Raw genomic sequence first — 18,899 nt, 5'->3', positions numbered from 1 at the left:
GGCGACTCCGGGGTTCGGTTAATGGCGTTTCTGCAAGCCCGCGCGGTGCACATGCGAAGCACGACACCGCTGTAAGCAGCGCGGGACAAGCAATGGAAGATGGAAAGGCATCGGCTCACTGTGCCGGAGCGGAAGGTGGCGAGAGCACCGCCCGACATTTCACCCCAGCCGGAATAGCAAGCTGAGGGTTGGGTAGTTCGAGCAGCACCACGAACGTGCCGCTTGCAGCGTCGATCAGGCGATCGACACTCACTGCGCGTGCCGAGTAGCGAGCCCCCGCCGGGATCTCGGGGACCACGTCGATGACATCACCGGCATTGATGGTGCCGAAAGCCTCTTTCTGAAGCACGACATGAACGCGCAGCGGATCGAGTTGCGCGATCTTCAGGATGCCCTTGCCTGTCGAGCCGGGTTCGACCACCTCGCCCGGGTAAGCAAGCTGCGCAACCACCACGCCATCGAAGGGACTACGCAGTGTGCGCAAGGCCAACTGGGCATCATGCTGCGCCAGCTCGAGACGCGCACTCTGGCGCTCTTCGTTGGCAACCCTGAGTTCGGACTCCGCGAGCCGCAGCTCGGCCTCGGCGTCGTCGCGCTCCTGCTCGGGAATCAGCCGCTCTGCAGCCATCGCCTGACGACGCTCGAAGCGCTGGCGGGAGAACGCCACCTTGCGCTCGGCCAACTCGACGGGTCCGCGCTGCTGCGCACGGAAGCGGGCAAGCTCTGCTGCGGCCTGCTCTGCCCGCACATCCAGCGCCGCAAGTACCTGCCCCTTGCGGATCGTCTCGCCCCTGGCAACGTTGACCTGGGCGAGCAGCCCCGTAACGGGGCTCGCCAGTTCGACCGTTTGGCGCGGCTCCAGCAGACAAACCGCAGACTGGGCGGAATACGCCTCAAGCGACACTCCGGCCAGAAAGACCAAGGCCAGCGCCGCGCGAACACATTTCATAAGGGGAAACCTCGGCAGCAGGTCCTGCTGCGCGCACACGGAGCGAAACGCTGAACATGTATCCAGCGCCCCGCTCAGGCGCAACACAAGGGCCAACCGGCGTTCAGGCCGGACGGGAGAGCGCCACGGCGCTCGATCGGCGCCGGCAAGTCATCAGCCCCGCGACCGCGCTCCCCAGCAACAGCAACGACGACGGCAGCGGCACGCTCCCCCCGCCTGGCGGGGTCGTCACATCCCCGTCCCGCACCGCCCAGGCAAAAAGTCCGAAATCGAGGTAGTCATAACTACCGTCGGGCTGAAGGGCCAGATACCAGTGCTCGGACTCCTCGACCGCGTTGTAATCCTGATCACCGTTCCAGAGCAGGAACAGCCACGCGTAGTCCTGATAGGCCTCCAGAACCGTCGAGGACCAATACGCAGCGGGTGCCACATTGACCAACAGGGCAAGCGCGTCGGCATTGGTCGCACTGTCGAGCCCGCCACCGGGCTGCCCGCCCAGGTTGACGTGGAACATATGCCCCAGTTCGCTCCCCAGGCACCCGAAGCCGTAACTCAGGTTCATGCCGCCCAGCGCATCGTTGAACTCGCAGGAAGGATCGGGCTGCAGCGTACGCGGCAGGCGCCAGTCGGCATAGCCCTGGTAGCTGAGGTTCTCGACCCACTCCGTCGCAGCATTCCAGCTCATCCGGCCGTCTGCGCTGAAACCGGATGTGCGCGCGTAATTGGCGTCAGCCAGCCACGTCACATCAAGCACGTCGTCATAGATCAGCCCATTGCCACGATCGATCAGGGCTGCACTGGCATTGAACGCAATGCTGCAACCCGCGAGCACAGCGAATTTCGAAAGCGCCTTCATCATAAATGACTCATCCATTTTCAATACGTGTCGCGGCACGACATAGCAATATCCGTTCCACCGTATAGCGATCAGTCACTTGAGGATCAGCCACCAGAATCGAAGTCAATATGTGTAAAAAAAACCGACACCTTTCAATGCCGTGCGAGCTCGACCGCCCACCCGTTTCTTGGTCCTCGCAGGGATAGCGAGCCAACGAAGATCTCACGCCAAAAATCCTTATGCCATATTGACTATGCATTTCTCATTTGACATCATCATTACAGAGTCATCACCGGACGGCAAACTCATGTCAGCACCTGCGCATCAATCTCTCCAGAACACGCCCCGCCTCGTGCGCAAACCCGCTCAACACGGCCAGGGCATGACCGAATACATCATCATCGTCGCCATGATCGCCATCGCCGCCATTGCCGTGTATCAGTACTTCGGCCAGACGGTGCGCAACCAGACGGCGGCCATCGCACAGGAGCTGTCCGGCAAGGACGGCAGCACCGCCAAGAGCGCGGCCCAGACGGCGGCCGGTCAGGCGCAGACAGTCGGCAACCAGAAGCACACCCTGGACACGTATGTGAATCAGGTCGGCAAGTAACCCGGCGCACAGCGCGGACGCCGAGCGGACATGCACAAGGGCAGGCGGACAGAACCGCATACCCCCATGACGCCCAGGCAGCGCGGACAGGCACTCCCGATCGGGCTGCTGCTGGTCCTTGCCGTCGCGGCCACCGCACTCTTCCTCTTCAACAGCGGGCAGCTTGTGCAGGAAAAGCTCCGCCTCACCAATACGGCCGACGCGGTTGCCTACAGCGCCGGCGTGTTCGAGGCACGCATGCTCAACTACGACGCCTACGCCAACCGCGCCATCATCGCCAACCAGGCCGCGGTCGGGCAGGCGGTCGCCGTGGCGTCGTGGGCCAGGTACATGGGGACATCAGCAGCCACGATCGGCCCTTACATGCACCTCATCCCAGGCGTCGGCACTGCGCTCGCCCGCGCCATGGAGCGTTTCGAGGACATCATGGACACCCTGACGCCCGCCCTTGCGGTCACCGTCGCCAACCATGACGCAGCCATCCAGGCGCTGGCGCTGTCGCAGCAGCTCATGCACGGCCCGGGCGACAGCCTTGCCCTTGCCGGACGCCTCGTGCTGATGCGGCGCATCGCCCAGGAAAACGACCCGCAGGCCGTCGTCGACCCGATCCCGCTCACCGACGACTTTCTCGGCTTCACCCGCAACTACGCCTCGCGCGCCGAAAGGCAGCGCATGGGCAGGCTGGTCAACGACGACCGGGAGGCCTTCCTGCGCACTCGCAACTGGAACTTCGGTGTCGTCGTGCTCTGCCATGGCATCGAGTTGCGCAAGCGCGGCAGCACCGAACTGATCGGCCTGGTCGACGGCTGGAAGTCGATGGACACCTTCTCCGCTCACAACCATCGCTTCAGCCGCCGCTTGCGCTGCCGACGCAGCGAACAGCCGATCGGCTATGGCACGGCCGCATCCGCCGACAGCTTGGCAGACCGCGCATACGACTATGCTGGGTCGCGCCCCACCAATCCCCGGGCGAGCAGGCAGGCCGACTCACCCTCGGGCGCGGCCCGGGGCTTCCCCGCCAGCACCTTGGGCGGCGGCGCCGTGCCCACCTTCCGCGAACTCTCGGACCGGGCCCTGGCTGCGGACAGTCCGCGTACCCGCCTCAGCATCCGCGTCACCAAGCCCGGCTCGACCCAGCGCTTCTCCGGCGGCACAAGCAGCGTCAAGCCCGCTGGGCGGCTTCAGCTTTTCGACGGCGCAATGCTTGCCGGCACGAGCGCGGCAATCTCAAGCGTGGAAGTCTTCTTCGAGCGTCCGGACACCGGCAACCCCCGCCATCCCGGCCGCATCGAACGCGGCAGCCTGTTCAACCCCTACTGGCAGGCTCGCCTTGCGCCCGTGTCCGCAGCCGAACGCGCCCAGGCCCAACTGCGCCAAGGCAGCGTCCAGCTCCCGTGAGCCCCACCGCCATGTCATTCCCGCCCCAACTGTCCCCGATGGCCTGGATCCACCTGCTGCTGGCCGCAACCTGCCGCCTTCCCGTCCCGAACCATCCGATCGCAGCGGCGAGCATCGTCGCGGCGACACTTCTTGTTGCGGGCAATGCCATGGCCACCGGCACGCTTCCAGGGGGCTACGTGATTCATCGCGAGGCCAGCGTTCCTCCTGCACGCAAGGCCGCGCAGGCCGTTCTCCCCGGCTTGCGCGCCGCCTGCGAACGCGAAGGTGCCGCGTTCCGGTTCGGCGGCGATCTCGACAAGGTCGGTACCTATCAGGTCATCGAGCACCACCACCCGGGCATGCGCAAGTCCTCGGTCGTCAAGCGCCACCATGAACTCGTCGCAATCTCGCGCTGCCATTACGAGGTACGCGTGCGCGAAACCACCAGGATCAGCCACTACGGCCCCCGGCAGCGCACGGTGCTGAGCCGCGAGATCGACCCCGTACGCGGGCCCCAGCCGTGGCGCCGCAGAGCCATGCCGCATCTCGAGCACGACACAGCCGCCTTGCTGCGTGATGCCCTGTCCCTCGACAGCCTGGCACCTGCCGTGCCGACCACAGGCGAGGCGGCACTTAAGCCCGCTGCCGGACAGCGCGAGGATCGCATCGCCGGCCGATCGTGCCGCTGGGTGCAAAGCCCACCGCCGGTCGAGGTGCGCAGCTGCGTACTCCCCGAGGGCATCGGCATGCCCATCGACGACAGCCTCAGTACCGAGGTGTTCAGCACCGGCAGCGACGGCACGGAGCGCGTCCTGGAGGTCCGGGTGGTGCGCTTCGAAGGACCGCTCGATCTGCCGGCAAACGTGTTCGAGCCACGGGAGGATGCGGGCGATGCTGCCCAAACCCGCTGATCGCGCCCGCATCCGCGGCCAGTCCAGCGTCGAGTTCCTGGCACTGGCGCTGGTGTTGCTGCCCCTGCTCCTGATCGTGCCCTTGATCGGCAAACAGCTCGACATCGCACAAGCGGCAGCGACCGCCGCCCGCTATGCAGCCTTCGAGGGGACGGTCCGCCACGGCGGCAGCCTCCAGCCATGGAAATCCGACGCCGTGCTGGCAGACGAGCTGCGACGGCGATTCTTCAGCACCAGTGCGGCTGCCATCAAGACCGGCGACGTGGCTGGCGACGTCAGCGCCGACCGCAATCCGCTGTGGTCCGACCACCGCGGTGGCGCACTGCTGCCTGTGTTCTCCACCCACGTCGGCGTAGAAAGCCGGCGCCAGGCACTGTCACAACCGGTGGGTGCAGTGTTCGCGGCGGGCATGGGCCTGGACAGGAGCAACCTGCATACAGCCAGGCTGCGGGTGGGTGTCGCGAACGTTGCCGGCCTTGCGCCTTTCGACGCACTCGGTCTGTCGATCGAGCGTCATGCCACGGTGCTGGTCGACCCATGGTCGGCCGCTGGCCCGGCAGCCGTGCGCAGCGCCCTGCGCCGGGAACCCTGGAATCCCGTCGGCCCCTTCCCGTTCGGCCCACTCGATACGCTCGTCTCGGCGCTTCGTCCCTTCGCCGCCGTGCTCGAGGGTAGCCAGCTACCCGACATCGGCCGCATCAACCCTGACATCGTCCCCGCAGACCGCATCCGATGAAGACCCTGCGCACCCTGCCTGCAGCCGTCACGTCCATTGCCGTCGCATCACCCGCGCAGATGCCGGCCGACCGGGCCTGCATCCAGCCGCTGGGCGTGAAACGCCTGCTCCTCGCCTGCCTCCTTTCCGTCTGCCTTTTCCTTGCCAGCCCAGTCCCGTCACAGGCGGGCGAGCTGGCAGCAGCCTGGCCGACGCTCGCACACCCGCGAGAGTCACGCATCGACGAAGTCGGTGGGCAGATACGCATCAATGGCACGCCGATGCGTATCGTACGCGTACAGGCCACGCTCCCCGTCGACGCACTCGCCAGCCACTACCGGCAGGTGCTTGGCCAGCCGCATGCCGAATCGCGGGCTGGTGGCGCCCAAGTGCTGGCACAAGGCCGCAGCAACTTCTTCATCACCGTCACGTTGCAGCAGTTGCCCGATGGCGGCAGCGAGGCGCTGGTGGCAGTGGCGGACAGCCACGGCGCACGCGCGGCTGCGGGCAGGCCTCTCGGCCTCGACATACCGGCAGGTACGACCCTGCTCTCGGACATGGAATCAACCGACGGCGGGATCGCCTCGCGCCAGTTCGTGCTGGCCAATGCCCATAGCCTGCGGGTCAACCTCGATCGGCTGTCCGCAACACTCGCCCGCCGCGGCCTCCATCCCGAGAGCCCGCCCGTCACGGGCAAGGACGGCGCATTGCTGCAGCACTTCGGTGGCACCTCCGGCCAGGCGCAGCTCGTCCTGCTGCGGCACGAGAACCAAACCCACGCCGTCCTCACCCTGCTCTCACGCCAGCCATGACTCGCCCCCCAGCTTCCTGCACACGCGGCCAGGCCCTTACCGAGTACCTCGTCGCGCTTCTCGTACTGGCGATGCTGATCGGCTTTGGCAGGGCGGGAGACAGCTCGGTGGTCGACACCCTGCTCACTGCCATCCACACCGCCTTCAACCGCCTGAGCGCCTTCATCTCACTGCCGCTATGACGCCAACCAACACGCCGCCGCGCGCCCGCAAGCACTGGGTGGTGCTCGCCTTCGCCCTCGCACTGGGCGGTATCGCCGCCTTTGCCGCAAGCAACTACCTGTCCAGCCGCATGGCCGAGATCGAAGCGCGCGATCGCGACGCTGACACTGTCCACCTGATCGTCGCCAAATCCAACCTGTCAGGCGGCGCGCTCATCACGCCCGAAACCGTTGCCGTGCGCGAGATCCCGCGCGCCTGGGCGCATTCCGGCGCGATCACGCCCGAGCAGTTCAGTCGCGCAGAGGGCTCGGCACTCGCCCACCCCGCGGCGATCGGCGAACCCATCCTGTGGGCGCAACTGGAGGGCAACCGTGCCCCCAGCTTCTCGGCCCGCCTGCAGACCGGGCAACGCGCGGTCACCGTGCCGGTCGACGAGATCAGCTCACTGTCGGGCATGGTCGAACCGGGGGACCGTATCGACATCGTGGTCTCGATACGCGACGCCCATCGCAACTACACCTTCACTCTGCTGCAGAGCGTAGCGGTGCTCGCCACCGGCAGCCAGGCCGACGCCGAGAGCGCCAGGGCCGACGGACGCCACGGCGGCTATACCACCATCACCCTCGACACCTCCCCCGAAGACGCCAAACGCGTCATCGCCGCGCGCGAGATCGGCCGTGTCACGGCGCTGCTGCGAGCGCCCGGCGACCTCTCGCCGGTGTCCTCGCTCATCACCGACACCCATGCCCTGCTTGGCCTCCCCAAGGGCGACAGCCGGAGCGTGAGCAGCGTCCCCGTCATTTATGGCGGCGGCCCGATCACCAACGGCCTGCAACTCACACCACACCGGGAAGCCCCCCTCGACTGACGCCTCCCCGCGATCCGTCCGCTACCGATCCCCTCCACCTTCGCCACGCGCCGAGCGACCCGATGCACCTCCTCACCCACACCCTGCTTCGCCTGTTCGCGCTCTGCTGCCTGACCACCGCTGCGGCTACCGCATCGGCCAGCCGCAGCGCCGAAATGCCCGAGCTCACCCTCTTCCAGGGCGAGACGCGGGTCATCACCGAACCCAACGTCGGTCGCCTGGCCGTAGGCAACGGCAAGGCCTTGTCGGCGGCGGTGCTCGACCAGCGCGAGATCCTGCTCATCGCCAACGAGATCGGCACCTCATCCCTGCACATCTGGACAGCCAACGGGCGCAACCGCCGGCTCAAGGTCACGGTCGTCGCCGCCGAGACACCACGCGTGAATCGCGAGATCGCGGCTTTCCTCGCCGACATTCCAAACGCACGCAGCACCGTCATCGGCGACCGGATCGTCATCGAGGGCGACAACCTGAGCAACCGCGACCAGGCCCGCATCGAAGCGCTCGCCAAGCACTACCCGCAGATCCTCAACTTCGCCAACCCGGTCGGCTGGGAAAAGATGATCGTCATGGAAGTGCAGATCGCCGAGTTCCCGGTCAACATGCTGCGCGAGGTCGGGCTAGCCTGGACCGCCACCGGCGGCGCAGCCATCGGCGGCATCTGGATGCCCGGCCGGCGCGGCAACACCCCCTTGCAGATCGACCTTCGCACCGGCGCCGAGAACGCCCCGCCCATCGTCAGTCCCGACGGCAGCGGCAACCCGGTGCCACTGGGCTCGAGCCTCAACGTGCTGTCCGCGCTCAATGCCGGACTCAACGCCCAGTTGCGTCTCATGGAGCAGAACGGTTCGGCCAGCATCCTCGCCCAGCCCATCCTGTCCACCCGCAGCGGCGCCGAGGCGAGCTTCCTCGCTGGCGGCGAGTTCCCCTACAGCGTCAGCAACATCAACGGCACCACCATCCAGTTCAAGCCTTATGGCATCCGCCTCGAGATCTCGCCCACCGTCGATCACAACGGCGTGATCCGCGCCCGCATCATGAGCGAGGTCAGCGACCTCGACCCCTCCGTCATGAGCGCTGCCGGCCCCGCGCTGCGCACGCGCAAGACCGAAACCGAGTTCAACGTCATGGACGGGGGCACCATCGTGCTCAGCGGGCTGCTCAGCCGCGACGTCAATGCCTCCATCGACAAGGTGCCCCTGCTCGGCGACATCCCGGTGCTTGGCGCCCTGTTCCGTTCGCGCCGCTTCCAGAACAACGAGACCGAGCTCGTCGTCTTCGTCACGCCCTACGCCGTGGATAGGCACACCCTGCAGCAGGCCGAGAGCATGCTGCGCGCGCGCCAGCGCCTGGACGACGCTCCGCGCGCACCCGAACCCGACCTGTCGGCCATCCCGTGGCCCGCCGCCCCGGTCGAGGACCGACTGATTCCGGGCGCGCACGACCCGCTCCACAACTGAGCGGGGCCGACGCCATGTTCCAGGTCACCATTCTCCAGCCCGAAGGCGCCCCTCGCGTCGAGTCGATCAGCGAGACCTCCGCGGTCATCGGCAAGGGGCGCGAATGCCGGCTGCAGCTTCCCGGCTGGAAGGTCGGGCGCGAGCATGCACGCATCTACCGCACCAAGTCCGGGCTGTTCATCCAGGATCTCGGCCAGTTCTTCGGCACCAGCGTGAATGGCGTGCGCGTACATCAGCACGGCCCGCTCGCCGCCGACGACCGCATCGTGGTCGGCCCCTTCACCCTCATCGTCGCCGACCAGCTACAGCCCACACCCGCCGGCGCCCCCGCAGCGCATGCGGCGGACACAACGCAAGTAAACGCGCCCCAGCCGATGGCCGCAGCCGCGGGCCCCGGTACACGTACCGCCGCCACGCCCGAACAGTACTGGCGCCGTCGTATCCACGAAGCCCTGCTCGACGCCATCGACCTGCGCCGCCGCGACCTCGTACGCATGAGCGACGACGAACTGCGCGCCGAAGCCGAGTCCCTGCTCGTCGAGCTGATCGACAAGGAAACCGCCCTGCCCGACGGCATCGACCGCGACAGCCTGCGCCGCGACGTACTCAACGAGGCCGTCGGCCTCGGACCACTGGATGAGCTGCTCGCCGACGAAGCCATCAGCGAGATCATGGTCAACCGCCACGACGAGATCTTTCTCGAGCGCCACGGCCGGCTCGAACGCCACCCCGGCAGCTTCACCAGCGAGCGCGCAGTAATGGGCATCATCGAGCGCATCGTCACCCCCATCGGCCGGCGCATCGACGAGGCGTCACCGATGGTCGACGCCCGCCTCAAGGACGGCTCGCGGGTCAACGCCATCATCCCGCCGCTTGCCATCAAGGGACCGGCGCTCACCATCCGCAAGTTCGGCCGCAAGCTCTTCTCGCACGCCGACCTCGTCGCGCTCGGTGCAATGAGCGCGCAGATGGCCGAGTTCCTGCGCGTCTGCGTGCAACAACGCAGGAACGTGCTGATCTCGGGCGGCACCGGCTCGGGCAAGACCACGCTGCTCAACGTGCTATCGAACTTCATCCCCGACGGCGAACGCATCATCACCATCGAGGACGCCGCCGAGCTGCGCCTCGCCCACGCCAACCTGATCAGCCTGGAGGCCCGCCCACCCAACGCCGAAGGCCGCGGCCAGGTGGCCATCCGCGACCTCGTCAAGAACGCGCTGCGCATGCGTCCCGACCGCATCGTGGTCGGCGAGTGCCGTGGTGGCGAGGCGCTGGACATGCTGCAAGCCATGAACACCGGGCACGACGGCTCGCTCACCACCCTGCACGCCAACAGCCCGCGCGACGCCCTCGCCCGCCTCGAAACCCTGGTGCTGATGGCCGGCATGGATCTGCCGCTGTCAGCCATCCGCGAACAGATCGCCTCGGCGATCGACATCGTCGTGCAGCAGGCGCGCCTGCCCGACGGCCGGCGCGTGGTCACCGGCATCGTCGAAGTCGCCGGCACCGAATCGGGGCGCATCCAGATCCAGGAGCTCTTCCGCTACGACCAGCTTGGACGCGACGGCGACGGGCGCGTACAGGGCCGCTTCTGCGCCTGCAATGCAGTGCCGGCCTTCTACGAGACGCTGGCCGGCGCCGGGGCTGCACTCGACCTGTCGCTCTTCGACGGCCCGCGCGACGCATGAAGCTCGACCTCGTCCTGCTCATCGTCGCCCTTACCGTGGCCTTGCTCGTGTGGGCACTGGCCGATCTGGTCCCACGCTTGCTGCATGCCTGGCGCAACCGCTTCACCCGCGAGACCGGCTTTCACCTGCGCGAGCTATTCCTGTTCATCGATCCGGCCCGGCTCTATGCGCTCAACCTGGCCCTCACCGTACTCGCCGCAGGCGCGGCCTGGCTGGCCAGCGGCAGCCTCGCGCTGGCATTCATCGTCGCCCTGCTGCTCGCGATCTCGCCCGGCGCGATCTTTCGCTGGCTGCGCGCGCGCCGGCTCGAACGCATCGAGCAACAACTGCCCGATGCCCTGCAGATGCTGGCCGGCACCGCACGCGCGGGCCTGTCGCTGCCGGCAGCGATCCGCCAGGTCGGCAGCGAGCTGGCGCCACCGCTGCAGCAGGAACTGCTGTTGCTGCAGCACGAACAACGCTTGGGCGTCAGCCTGGACGACGCACTCGAGAACCTCGCCCTGCGGGTGCCTGCACAGCCGGTAAAGCTCATGGTGTCGGCCATGCGCATCGCCTCGGAGACCGGCGGAGGCCTGGCCGAGACACTCGAACGTACCGCCACCACGCTGCGCAGCCAGCATGCCATGGAGCTCAAGATCCGCGCCCTCACGGCCCAGGGCAAGCTGCAGGCCTGGGTCGTGGGGCTGCTGCCGCTGTTCCTGCTCTGGGTGCTCACCCACATGGAGCCGGAGGCCATGGCCTTGCTGTGGACAACGCGCATGGGCTGGGCCGTGCTGGCCGTGGTGCTGGTCATGGAGCTCACCGGCGTGCTGCTCATCCGTCGCATCGTGAGCATCGACATATGAGTCCGTCTGCAACGCCCCTGTTGTCCGCGCTCGAGCCGCGCTGGGTCGTGGGTGGCCTGGCATTCGCCATGGGCCTGTCAGTGGCGCTCGTCGCCTGGCTGCTGTCGCGCGCCGCCGCGGCCGTGCCGCGCCAGGACAGGCTGTGGCTCGATGCGCCTCCGCCGGCCTACCGCATCGTCTGGTGGCCGATCCAGTGGGTAGCGCACTATCTGCGCGCGCTACTGCCCGAGCGCCAGCAGCAGGCCTGCCTGGGCCAGCTGCGCCTGGCCGGCCTGGACTACGCGCTCGACCCCGCGCAGTTCATGGCCGGACGCGTCATCTGGGGGCTGCTGTGCGCAGGGTTCAGCGGCTGGCTCGCCGGCGGCTTTGCACTCGCACCGCAGTGGCCGGCACTGGCCGGGCTCGCGCTCGGCGCCTTCCTCCCACTCGCCTGGCTGCGCGACCGCATCCAGCGCCGCCGCCGGCAGACCTTCAAGGGTCTGCCCTTCATGCTCGATCTCATCACGCTGTGCGTCGAGTCCGGGCTCAACCTCAATAGTGCCATCGCTCAGGCCGTCGCCAAGGGGCCCGCCGGGCCGCTGCGCGATGAGTTTGCCCGCCTGCTGCGCGACGTGCGCGCCGGCAAGGCGCGCAGCGAAGCCTTGCGCGAGCTCGCCAGCCGCCTCGACCTGCCCGCGGTGTCCAACTTCGTCACCACCTTGATCCAGGCCGAGGCCACCGGCATGAGCCTGGGCCCCATCCTGCGCGCCCAGGCCGAACAACGCCGCACCGAACGCTTCGCGCAAGCCGAAAAATTGGCCATGCAGGCCCCCGTGAAGCTGCTCTTCCCGCTGCTGTTCTTCATCTTCCCCTGCGTGTTCGCGATCCTGATGTTTCCGATCGTGATGAAGTTCATCGGGGCCGGGCTTTGAGCGTCGAGCCGCTGAACATCCGCCGCGCCGGGCACTTCCTTGCGCGCCTGCGCGGCCTCCTCGGCACCGCCGCCCTGGCGCCTGGCCATGCCTTGCTCATCACCCCCTGCGCTGCGGTCCACACCGCATTCATGCGCTACCCGATCGACGTGGTCTTCATCGACGCCGACGAGCGCATCGCCAAAGTGGTCGAGGCGCTCCCCCCTTGGCGTGCCACCGCCTGCGCCAGCGCCCGCCACACGCTCGAACTGGGCGCGGGCGAGGCGCGCCGGCTGGGGCTCGTCGCCGGCATGCGCCTCGACCTCGCCGCGGGCGCACGGCCTGGACACGCCGCGCCCCACGGCAGGCGCGAGCGCGGCGCCACCCTGGTGGAGTTCGTCGTCGTCGGCCCGCTGCTGCTCTTCATCCTGCTCGTGCTCATGCAATACGCGCTGCTCTTTCATGCCAAGAGCCAGCTCAACTACGCCACCTTCGAGGCCGCACGCGCCGGCACCGTCGACAGCGCCCGCCCCGCGGCCATGCGGACCGCCTTCGATCGTGCCATGACGGGCTACCACGGCGGCGGCACCACTACTGACGAGCTCGCTGCGTCGCGCGCCCGCGCGCTGGCCGAATCGCCCTTCGCCCGCATCGAGATCCTCTCGCCGACCAAGGAGAGCTTCGACGACTACCACAGCCCCGCCCTGGCCACGCGCCTGGGCCTGTCCGCGCGCGTCATCCCCAACACCCACATCGCCCACCTCGAGTGTCCGGCCGACCGCCCCAGTTGCAGCCGCAACCCTGCCACCAACGCCAGCGGCCAGAGCCTGCACGACGCCAACCTGCTCAAGCTGCGCATCACCTACGGCATCCCGCGCGAGAAGCAGATCCCGCTCGCCGGCCCGTTCATGGCCCGTGCCAGCGCGCTGCTCGACCCCGCCGACCGCGACACCTTCCGCACCAGCCTCCTCGCCCAGGGCCGCATCCCGGTCGTCGCCCACACCGTCATGCGCATGCAATCGCCCGCCATCGAGGCCGGCAACGCCTCCATCCCCGGCCCGGGCAATGCCGGCAGACCCTCCGACCCCGGACCACCGCCAGACGGACCGACGCTGCCCCTGTGCCCGGTGACGGACCCGGCCTGCACCAGCGTGCCGCCACCTGAAGCCGAGCCGGATGAGGATCCCGACGAGGAGCCGCTTCCGGACGACTGCAACCCGCTGACCGACCCGGGCTGTGGATCACCTCCCTCTTGCGATGCCCCCTCGGACTGGCTGCGAAGCAGGCCTGCATCCCCTCAGACACCATGACGACGCATCAACACGAATGAATCGCGCCCTCAAGCCCGCCTCCCCTGCCGACGTACGTACCGCAGTCGCCCGTGCCCTGCTGGCGCTACTGCTGGCGATGCCCCTGATCAGCGGTGCGCAACTGTCTACGGACGGTGGTGGCTCGTCCTTGCCCCAATCGCGCCCGAGCGATACGAGCTGCGCCCCCTCCGATGGCGGAAGCCCAGGCGGTGCGCAGGCATGCGCTGAAGCGGCCCCCGCCAGCCAGGACGAACCGGACGGCGTCGGACGGGCTGCCGGCAACCCGATCGACGTCATCACCGGCAACAAGTACCAGAACGAGACCGACCTGCCCGCGCTACCCGGCCCCCTCGGTCTCGAGATCGTGCGCCACTACAACAGCGCTCAGGCCGGCACAGACTCGCAGCTCGGGCTGCTCGGTCGCGGCTGGCGCCTGTCTTACGAGACCGACCTCCACGCCAATGGCGACCAGTTGCTCATCATCCAGGCCGACGGCAAGCACCTGAGCTTTGCTGCAGCGGACGCGGGCGGGAGCCTGTACTCCCACGCCGACCCGGCGCGCGGGACGGTCATTGCCCTGCGCACCCCCCAATCCCCGGGCAGGCAAGGTCATCGCTGGACCTGGCCAGACGGTCGCGAGCTCGACTTCGATGCGCGCGGCAAGCTCGTGCAGATCCGTCTGCCAAGCGGCGAATTCCTCAGTCTCACACGCGGTCTCGACGGCGAACTGATGAAAGTCACCGACCCGCAGGGACGCAGCCTGAACTTCGAGTACGCCCCACGCAGGAGCCGCGGCTTCCGTGGCGTCGTGGCCATCACCAGCCCGCTCGGGCGCTTTACCTATTCGCACCAGAACGAGCGCACCCTGCCCGGCCTGAGCAACCTGGTCGCCGCGACGCTGCCCGACGGCACAACCCGGCGCTATCACTACGGCGCCGACATCGGCGAGTCCGCACCCGGGTGGCCCCACCATCTCACGGGGATCACCATCGTCGGCAAGCGCCCCGATGGCACCGCCGCCGACGCCCAACGCCTGTCGACCTATGCCTACGACGCCGCCGGCCGCGCGGTAATGAGCGTGCGCGGTACCCCGCGACAGTTCGACGCATCAGGCCAACTGCTGCGTGGCAGCGGAATCGAACAGGTGGACCTGCGCTTCAGCGCCCCGGACCGCACCGAGCTCACCAACAGCCTGGGCGAGACCACCCGCTACCGCCACACGCGCATCAACGGCGAACCGCGCCTGCTCGAAGCCATCGGCCCAGGCTGCGCGCGCTGTGGCGAAACGAACGTACGCTACGCATACGACCGCTACGGCGCCCTGACCGAGATCACCCGCCTCGATCCGGGCGCCCGCCCGCTTGCCTCCACGAGGATCGAGCGCGATGCACTAGGGCGCGTGGTGCGCGAGAGCCGCGTCGACTACGCCAATGGCCGCCCCCTGCCGGAACGGCTCATCGCCCGCTACGAGTACGCCGACGCAAGCCCCCGCCCTGCCCTCGTCGCCCGGCCCAGCGTAATCCCTGGCAAGGAACACCAGATCCGCTTCTCCTACAACGATCGCGGCCAGCGGATCGAAGTGACCGAGTCCGGCTTCAGCCCACTGGACGCCGCCGGCGAGCCCGCTGCCTCCGCCGAGGCGGCCACGCCGATCAGCCGCACCACCACCTACGCCTACACCGCGATCAACGGCCGCAGCCTGCTCGCCCAGATCGACGGGCCGCTGCCCAATGGGCCCAATGGAGATCCAGGTGATTCGGATGTCACACGCTTCGACTGGGATACTCACGGTAGCTTCGTGATCAGGCTCACGCAGCCCGGCGGGCTGCAAAGCGCGCTGCAGCATCACCCCCAGACCGGATTGCTGCGACGTGTGGTCAATGACGAGGGCTTCGAGACCACATTCACCTACAACGCACGCCAGCAAATCACGAGCGTACGCAGCCGGGGGCCGGGCTGGTCAATACCCCTCGAGCAGCAAATCCACTACGACGAACTCGGCAACCCGACCGAGGAAGCGCACCTCGGCCAAGCTGCCGCGAGCTGGCGCCGGCAGTGGGACACCCAGGGCCGCCTGCTGTGGCATGCCAGCGCCCTCGGAGTGCTGAGCAGCTACACCTACGACACCGAAAGCCGCCTGACCGAGCACACGCTCCAGAGCGCGAGCCTCACGCAGTCACGGCACCGTCGCTACGACGACCGGGGCCGGCTCGCACACGCCTGGGACAACGCCGGGCGCAGCTTGAAATGGCGCTACGACGAACACGGACAACTCGAACGCGTGATCGACGCCCTCGGGTTCGAACACGCGGTGCCGGCGCGCATATCCCCACTTCCGCATGAGCTCGCCCAGGCCACCCAGGTGCAAGCGCTGCGCGACGACTTCGGCCGCCTGGTATGGCGGCGCAGCCCCGACACCGGGACCGTGCTGCGCGAGCTCGACGCCGCCGATCGCATCGCCGCGATGCGTGATGCGCGCGGCAACCTCGCCCGCTACGAATACGACGCGCAAGGCCGCATCCTGCGCCAGGTCATCACCGACGCGGCGTCGAGCAAGGCGGAAACGACCCACTGGCGCTACGCCGGCAGGCGTCTGATCGAGCTTGTTCATCCCACTCAGAGCGAACGCTACGAATACGACGCGCGCGGCCTGCGCAGCGCGCGGATCGTGCGACTCGCCACCGAACAGGGCGAGCTGACCTCAGTCACCCGCTACGAGCACGACGAGGTCGGCCGGCTCGTCGCCACCACCCTGCCCGACGGCAGCCGCCTGCGCTACGAGCGCAACGGCCAGGGCCAGGTCGTCGCACTCATGCTTGGCAGCGTCCAGACGCCGTGGCTGCGCCAGCTCGAACGCGAGCAACTCATCGCGAGCGACTTCGAGCGCGACCTCGCGGGCCTGCGCGCTCACACCGCCGGCAACGGTATCCAGACCCTCTACCAGCGCAGCCGCGAAGGCGTGCTGGCACGGGTGGTGCATCGCCACCGCACACCCGAGCGGGTGCGCCTGGCCCGTTACCCGTCGGATCCCGTCCAGCTTGGGCTCAGCCGACAGGAGGTAATCGAAAGGCTGCTCGGCATTGCACCCGCCCGCGCTCAATCCCCGAACGGCACGCGAAGTCACGCATCCGTGGCGGAAAGCTCCCCCGCCGAGGCGACCCCCGATGCGGCCCTCTTGCCGGGCGCCCTGGGCCTTCCCGAAGATCCCTCGGCACTGCTGGACCACCGCTACGTCTGGGACGCGCGCGGCAACCTGCTGCATAGCCGCCAGCAGGCAGCCCACGCCGGCGCGCAGCCCACCTGGCATAGCCACGCCTACGACCGGCACAACCAGCTGTTGGTCTCGGTCGAATGGCAGGCGCAAGACAAGGCGCTGGCCGAACAGGCCGTGTGGCGCTATGCGTACGACCCGGCCCAGCGCCGCGTGCTCAGCCAGCAGGGCGTCGGCTCGCAAGCCGAGCTGCGCACAGGCACGCGCCGTAGCGCCTTCGAGCTCGGCAGCCACCGACGCATCGATGCGGACAGCCCCCCCGCCCGCTACAGCGCCAGCGGCCAACCCGAGCAACTGGGCAGCCGCGAATACGACTGGGACGCCCGCGGCCTCCTGGTCCAGGTACGCGAGCACGGCAAGACGCTGGCACGCTACGGTTACGACCACCGTGGCCTGCGCAACGTCAAGCATGCAAGCGGCCAGACCCGCTACACCCTCTACGACGAAGCGCGCCAGCCGCTGGCCGAGTTCGACGCCCACGGGCGCATCCTGCGCCAGTACGTGTGGCTGGCCGATCTGCCCGTGGCCGTCATCGACCGGCCCCAAGGCGCCGCGCCGACGCCGGCTGCGCAAGGCACCGCAGGCCGCATCATCGGCGACCTGATACGCCTCGTTCAAAGCTGGCTCGCCGGCTCCAAAGGCATCGTCTGGCTGCACGGCAACCACCTCGGTGCGCCGGAACTCGCCACCGACACTCAAGGCCAAGTGCTGTGGCGTGCGCACTACGCGCCCTTCGGGGCGGCCAACGTCCACTCGGGCGGCTTCACCCTCAATCTGCGCCTGCCCGGCCAGTACCTTGATGCCGAGACCGGGCTGCACTACAACCGCGCACGCTACTACGACCCGGAACAAGGCCAGTACCTCAGCCCCGACCCGCTCGGCACCCCCGACGGCCCCAATCCCTACGCCTACGTCGCGTACAACCCGCTCCGGTTCATCGATCCGGACGGGCTGATCCTGTTTGCGTTCGATGGTACGGGCAACAGCGACGACCGCAACGATCCGGCAATGGGGGGCGACGGTTTCACGAACGTGGTGCATTTCCGGGACGCGTATCTTGACGGAAACAGAAACTACGTCAGCGGCGTCGGCACGGTGCATCGAGACGACAAGCACGGCCACATCCGACCGGAAGATTACGCGACACACACCCTGCTCTGGTGGCTCACGCCCGGGGACCCCGTCTACGTCAACGACATGGGCGGCAACTACTCGGGACCGGCTCGCATCGATCGGATGATGCTGTACATACGGGACGAGGCTGCAGCGTTTGACAAGAACAAGGTCATGGACATCGACATCGTGGGCTTTAGCCGCGGCGCGGCGCAGGCACGCGATTTCGCAAACCGCATCGTGGCCGGCTCGGTGGTGCTCAATGGCAAGACTTACTATAAGTACACCACCGAGGATGGCAAGCCGGGCTGCCAGTGGGTCAACTTCCGTTTCATGGGCCTCTTCGACACCGTGCTCTCCACCAACTTCAGCGGCACGGATTACAACCTCGGCATACCAGGCGAGTTCGCCTACGTCGCGCAAGCGGTGGCGCTCAACGAGCACCGCTCGGGGGCGATCGGGGAGTACTCGCTTCGCAATCCCAAGCCGCACAGCATGCACTGGGGCGGATTCCCGCTGCAATCGATCGGGGCGAGCAGCACCGCCCCGGGTCAGATCCGTATCGAGCGCGGCTTCATCGGCGCGCACGCGGATATTGGCGGCGGCTACCCGGACGACGAACAGGGACTGTCGCGAGTTGCGCTGAACTGGATGGTGCAGCAGGCAAAGAATGCAGGCGTGACCATGAAGGATGTACCACCGATTCCGATGAACGCCGTCGTGCTGCACGACCAAAGCAACGTCATCCGTGTGGGCGACCCGCGGGTCCTGGTTCCCAAGGAGGTAACCCACGGCGACATCCCCTGGATCGACTACGTCTTCGCTGAGGACCGCGAGGTCCGTGGTGCCACCTCGGGTGGCAGCCAGCGCAGCATGGGCTTCGACAACGGCGGCATGGTCCATGCCGACACGCTGAGTTACATCACCTGGCTGCCGCGCGAGGTCGAACAGTTGGGCAAGGGCACGGCGCTCGACCCGCGCAAGCTCGGCAACGTCACCGGCACGGTGGACATGCAGGGCTACCTGGAGTGGCTGCGTGATCCCAGTAACGGATATGGATTGTAAGGAGACACAGCG

At 67.8% G+C, this 18,899-nt stretch carries 15 protein-coding genes; 13 read left to right on the top strand and 2 right to left on the bottom strand.

Going from position 1 to position 18,899, the window contains the following annotated elements; all coding sequences use genetic code 11:
• Nucleotides 1–115 precede the first annotated feature (115 nt).
• Together C662_RS11915 and C662_RS11910 are read right to left on the bottom strand one after the other, a co-directional pair.
• A complete protein-coding gene (locus tag C662_RS11915) occupies nucleotides 116–949 on the bottom strand; it encodes an efflux RND transporter periplasmic adaptor subunit (protein ID WP_002929274.1) in 834 nt (277 codons plus the stop codon).
• Nucleotides 950–1,052: 103 nt separating this feature from the next.
• A complete protein-coding gene (locus tag C662_RS11910; RefSeq protein WP_002929273.1) occupies nucleotides 1,053–1,808 on the bottom strand; it encodes a PEP-CTERM sorting domain-containing protein in 756 nt (251 codons plus the stop codon).
• 361 nt (nucleotides 1,809–2,169) lie between these two features.
• Between C662_RS11910 and C662_RS11905 the strand changes: the two genes are divergently transcribed.
• The 13 genes from C662_RS11905 (at nucleotide 2,170) to C662_RS11845 (ending at nucleotide 18,887) form a co-directional block, all read left to right on the top strand.
• Nucleotides 2,170–2,397, top strand: a complete 228-nt coding sequence (locus C662_RS11905; protein ID WP_002929272.1) for a hypothetical protein — start codon at nucleotides 2,170–2,172, stop codon at nucleotides 2,395–2,397.
• 66 nt (nucleotides 2,398–2,463) lie between these two features.
• On the top strand, nucleotides 2,464–3,795 hold the full coding sequence (locus C662_RS11900; protein ID WP_002929271.1) for a pilus assembly protein TadG-related protein: 1,332 nt from the start codon (nucleotides 2,464–2,466) through the stop codon (nucleotides 3,793–3,795).
• Nucleotides 3,796–3,806: 11 nt separating this feature from the next.
• Nucleotides 3,807–4,688, top strand: a complete 882-nt coding sequence (locus C662_RS11895; RefSeq protein ID WP_232433258.1) for a hypothetical protein — start codon at nucleotides 3,807–3,809, stop codon at nucleotides 4,686–4,688.
• Nucleotides 4,669–5,424: a hypothetical protein gene (locus C662_RS11890; protein WP_002929269.1), complete on the top strand. Its 756-nt coding sequence runs from the start codon at nucleotides 4,669–4,671 to the stop codon at nucleotides 5,422–5,424. The genes C662_RS11895 and C662_RS11890 overlap by 20 nt, the downstream gene beginning before the upstream one ends.
• A complete protein-coding gene (locus C662_RS11885) occupies nucleotides 5,421–6,215 on the top strand; it encodes a hypothetical protein (protein ID WP_002929253.1) in 795 nt (264 codons plus the stop codon). Before C662_RS11890 ends, C662_RS11885 begins: the two co-directional genes overlap by 4 nt.
• Nucleotides 6,212–6,397 (top strand): hypothetical protein, encoded by a 186-nt coding sequence (locus C662_RS11880; RefSeq protein ID WP_002929251.1) that lies wholly within the window; start codon nucleotides 6,212–6,214, stop codon nucleotides 6,395–6,397. Before C662_RS11885 ends, C662_RS11880 begins: the two co-directional genes overlap by 4 nt.
• A complete protein-coding gene (gene cpaB, locus C662_RS11875) occupies nucleotides 6,394–7,245 on the top strand; it encodes a Flp pilus assembly protein CpaB (RefSeq protein WP_002929249.1) in 852 nt (283 codons plus the stop codon). Before C662_RS11880 ends, cpaB begins: the two co-directional genes overlap by 4 nt.
• Nucleotides 7,246–7,307: 62 nt before the next feature.
• Nucleotides 7,308–8,705, top strand: a complete 1,398-nt coding sequence (locus tag C662_RS11870) for a type II and III secretion system protein family protein (RefSeq protein ID WP_002929246.1) — start codon at nucleotides 7,308–7,310, stop codon at nucleotides 8,703–8,705.
• A gap of 14 nt (nucleotides 8,706–8,719) precedes the next feature.
• Complete coding sequence (locus C662_RS11865; RefSeq protein ID WP_002929244.1) at nucleotides 8,720–10,393, top strand: ATPase, T2SS/T4P/T4SS family; 1,674 nt, start codon at nucleotides 8,720–8,722, stop codon at nucleotides 10,391–10,393.
• Nucleotides 10,390–11,238 (top strand): type II secretion system F family protein, encoded by an 849-nt coding sequence (locus C662_RS11860; RefSeq protein WP_002929243.1) that lies wholly within the window; start codon nucleotides 10,390–10,392, stop codon nucleotides 11,236–11,238. Before C662_RS11865 ends, C662_RS11860 begins: the two co-directional genes overlap by 4 nt.
• A complete protein-coding gene (locus tag C662_RS11855; RefSeq protein ID WP_002929238.1) occupies nucleotides 11,235–12,149 on the top strand; it encodes a type II secretion system F family protein in 915 nt (304 codons plus the stop codon). The genes C662_RS11860 and C662_RS11855 overlap by 4 nt, the downstream gene beginning before the upstream one ends.
• A complete protein-coding gene (locus tag C662_RS11850; RefSeq protein ID WP_002929236.1) occupies nucleotides 12,146–13,438 on the top strand; it encodes a DUF192 domain-containing protein in 1,293 nt (430 codons plus the stop codon). Before C662_RS11855 ends, C662_RS11850 begins: the two co-directional genes overlap by 4 nt.
• 16 nt (nucleotides 13,439–13,454) lie before the next feature.
• Nucleotides 13,455–18,887 (top strand): RHS repeat-associated core domain-containing protein, encoded by a 5,433-nt coding sequence (locus C662_RS11845; protein WP_002929234.1) that lies wholly within the window; start codon nucleotides 13,455–13,457, stop codon nucleotides 18,885–18,887.
• The last annotated feature ends 12 nt before the right edge of the window (nucleotides 18,888–18,899 follow it).

Source organism: Thauera sp. 28 (assembly GCF_000310145.2).
Lineage (GTDB): Bacteria > Pseudomonadota > Gammaproteobacteria > Burkholderiales > Rhodocyclaceae > Thauera > Thauera mechernichensis.
The sequence above is the reverse complement of the archived record's forward strand: the minus strand, read 5'-3'. Positions and strand labels throughout refer to the sequence as shown.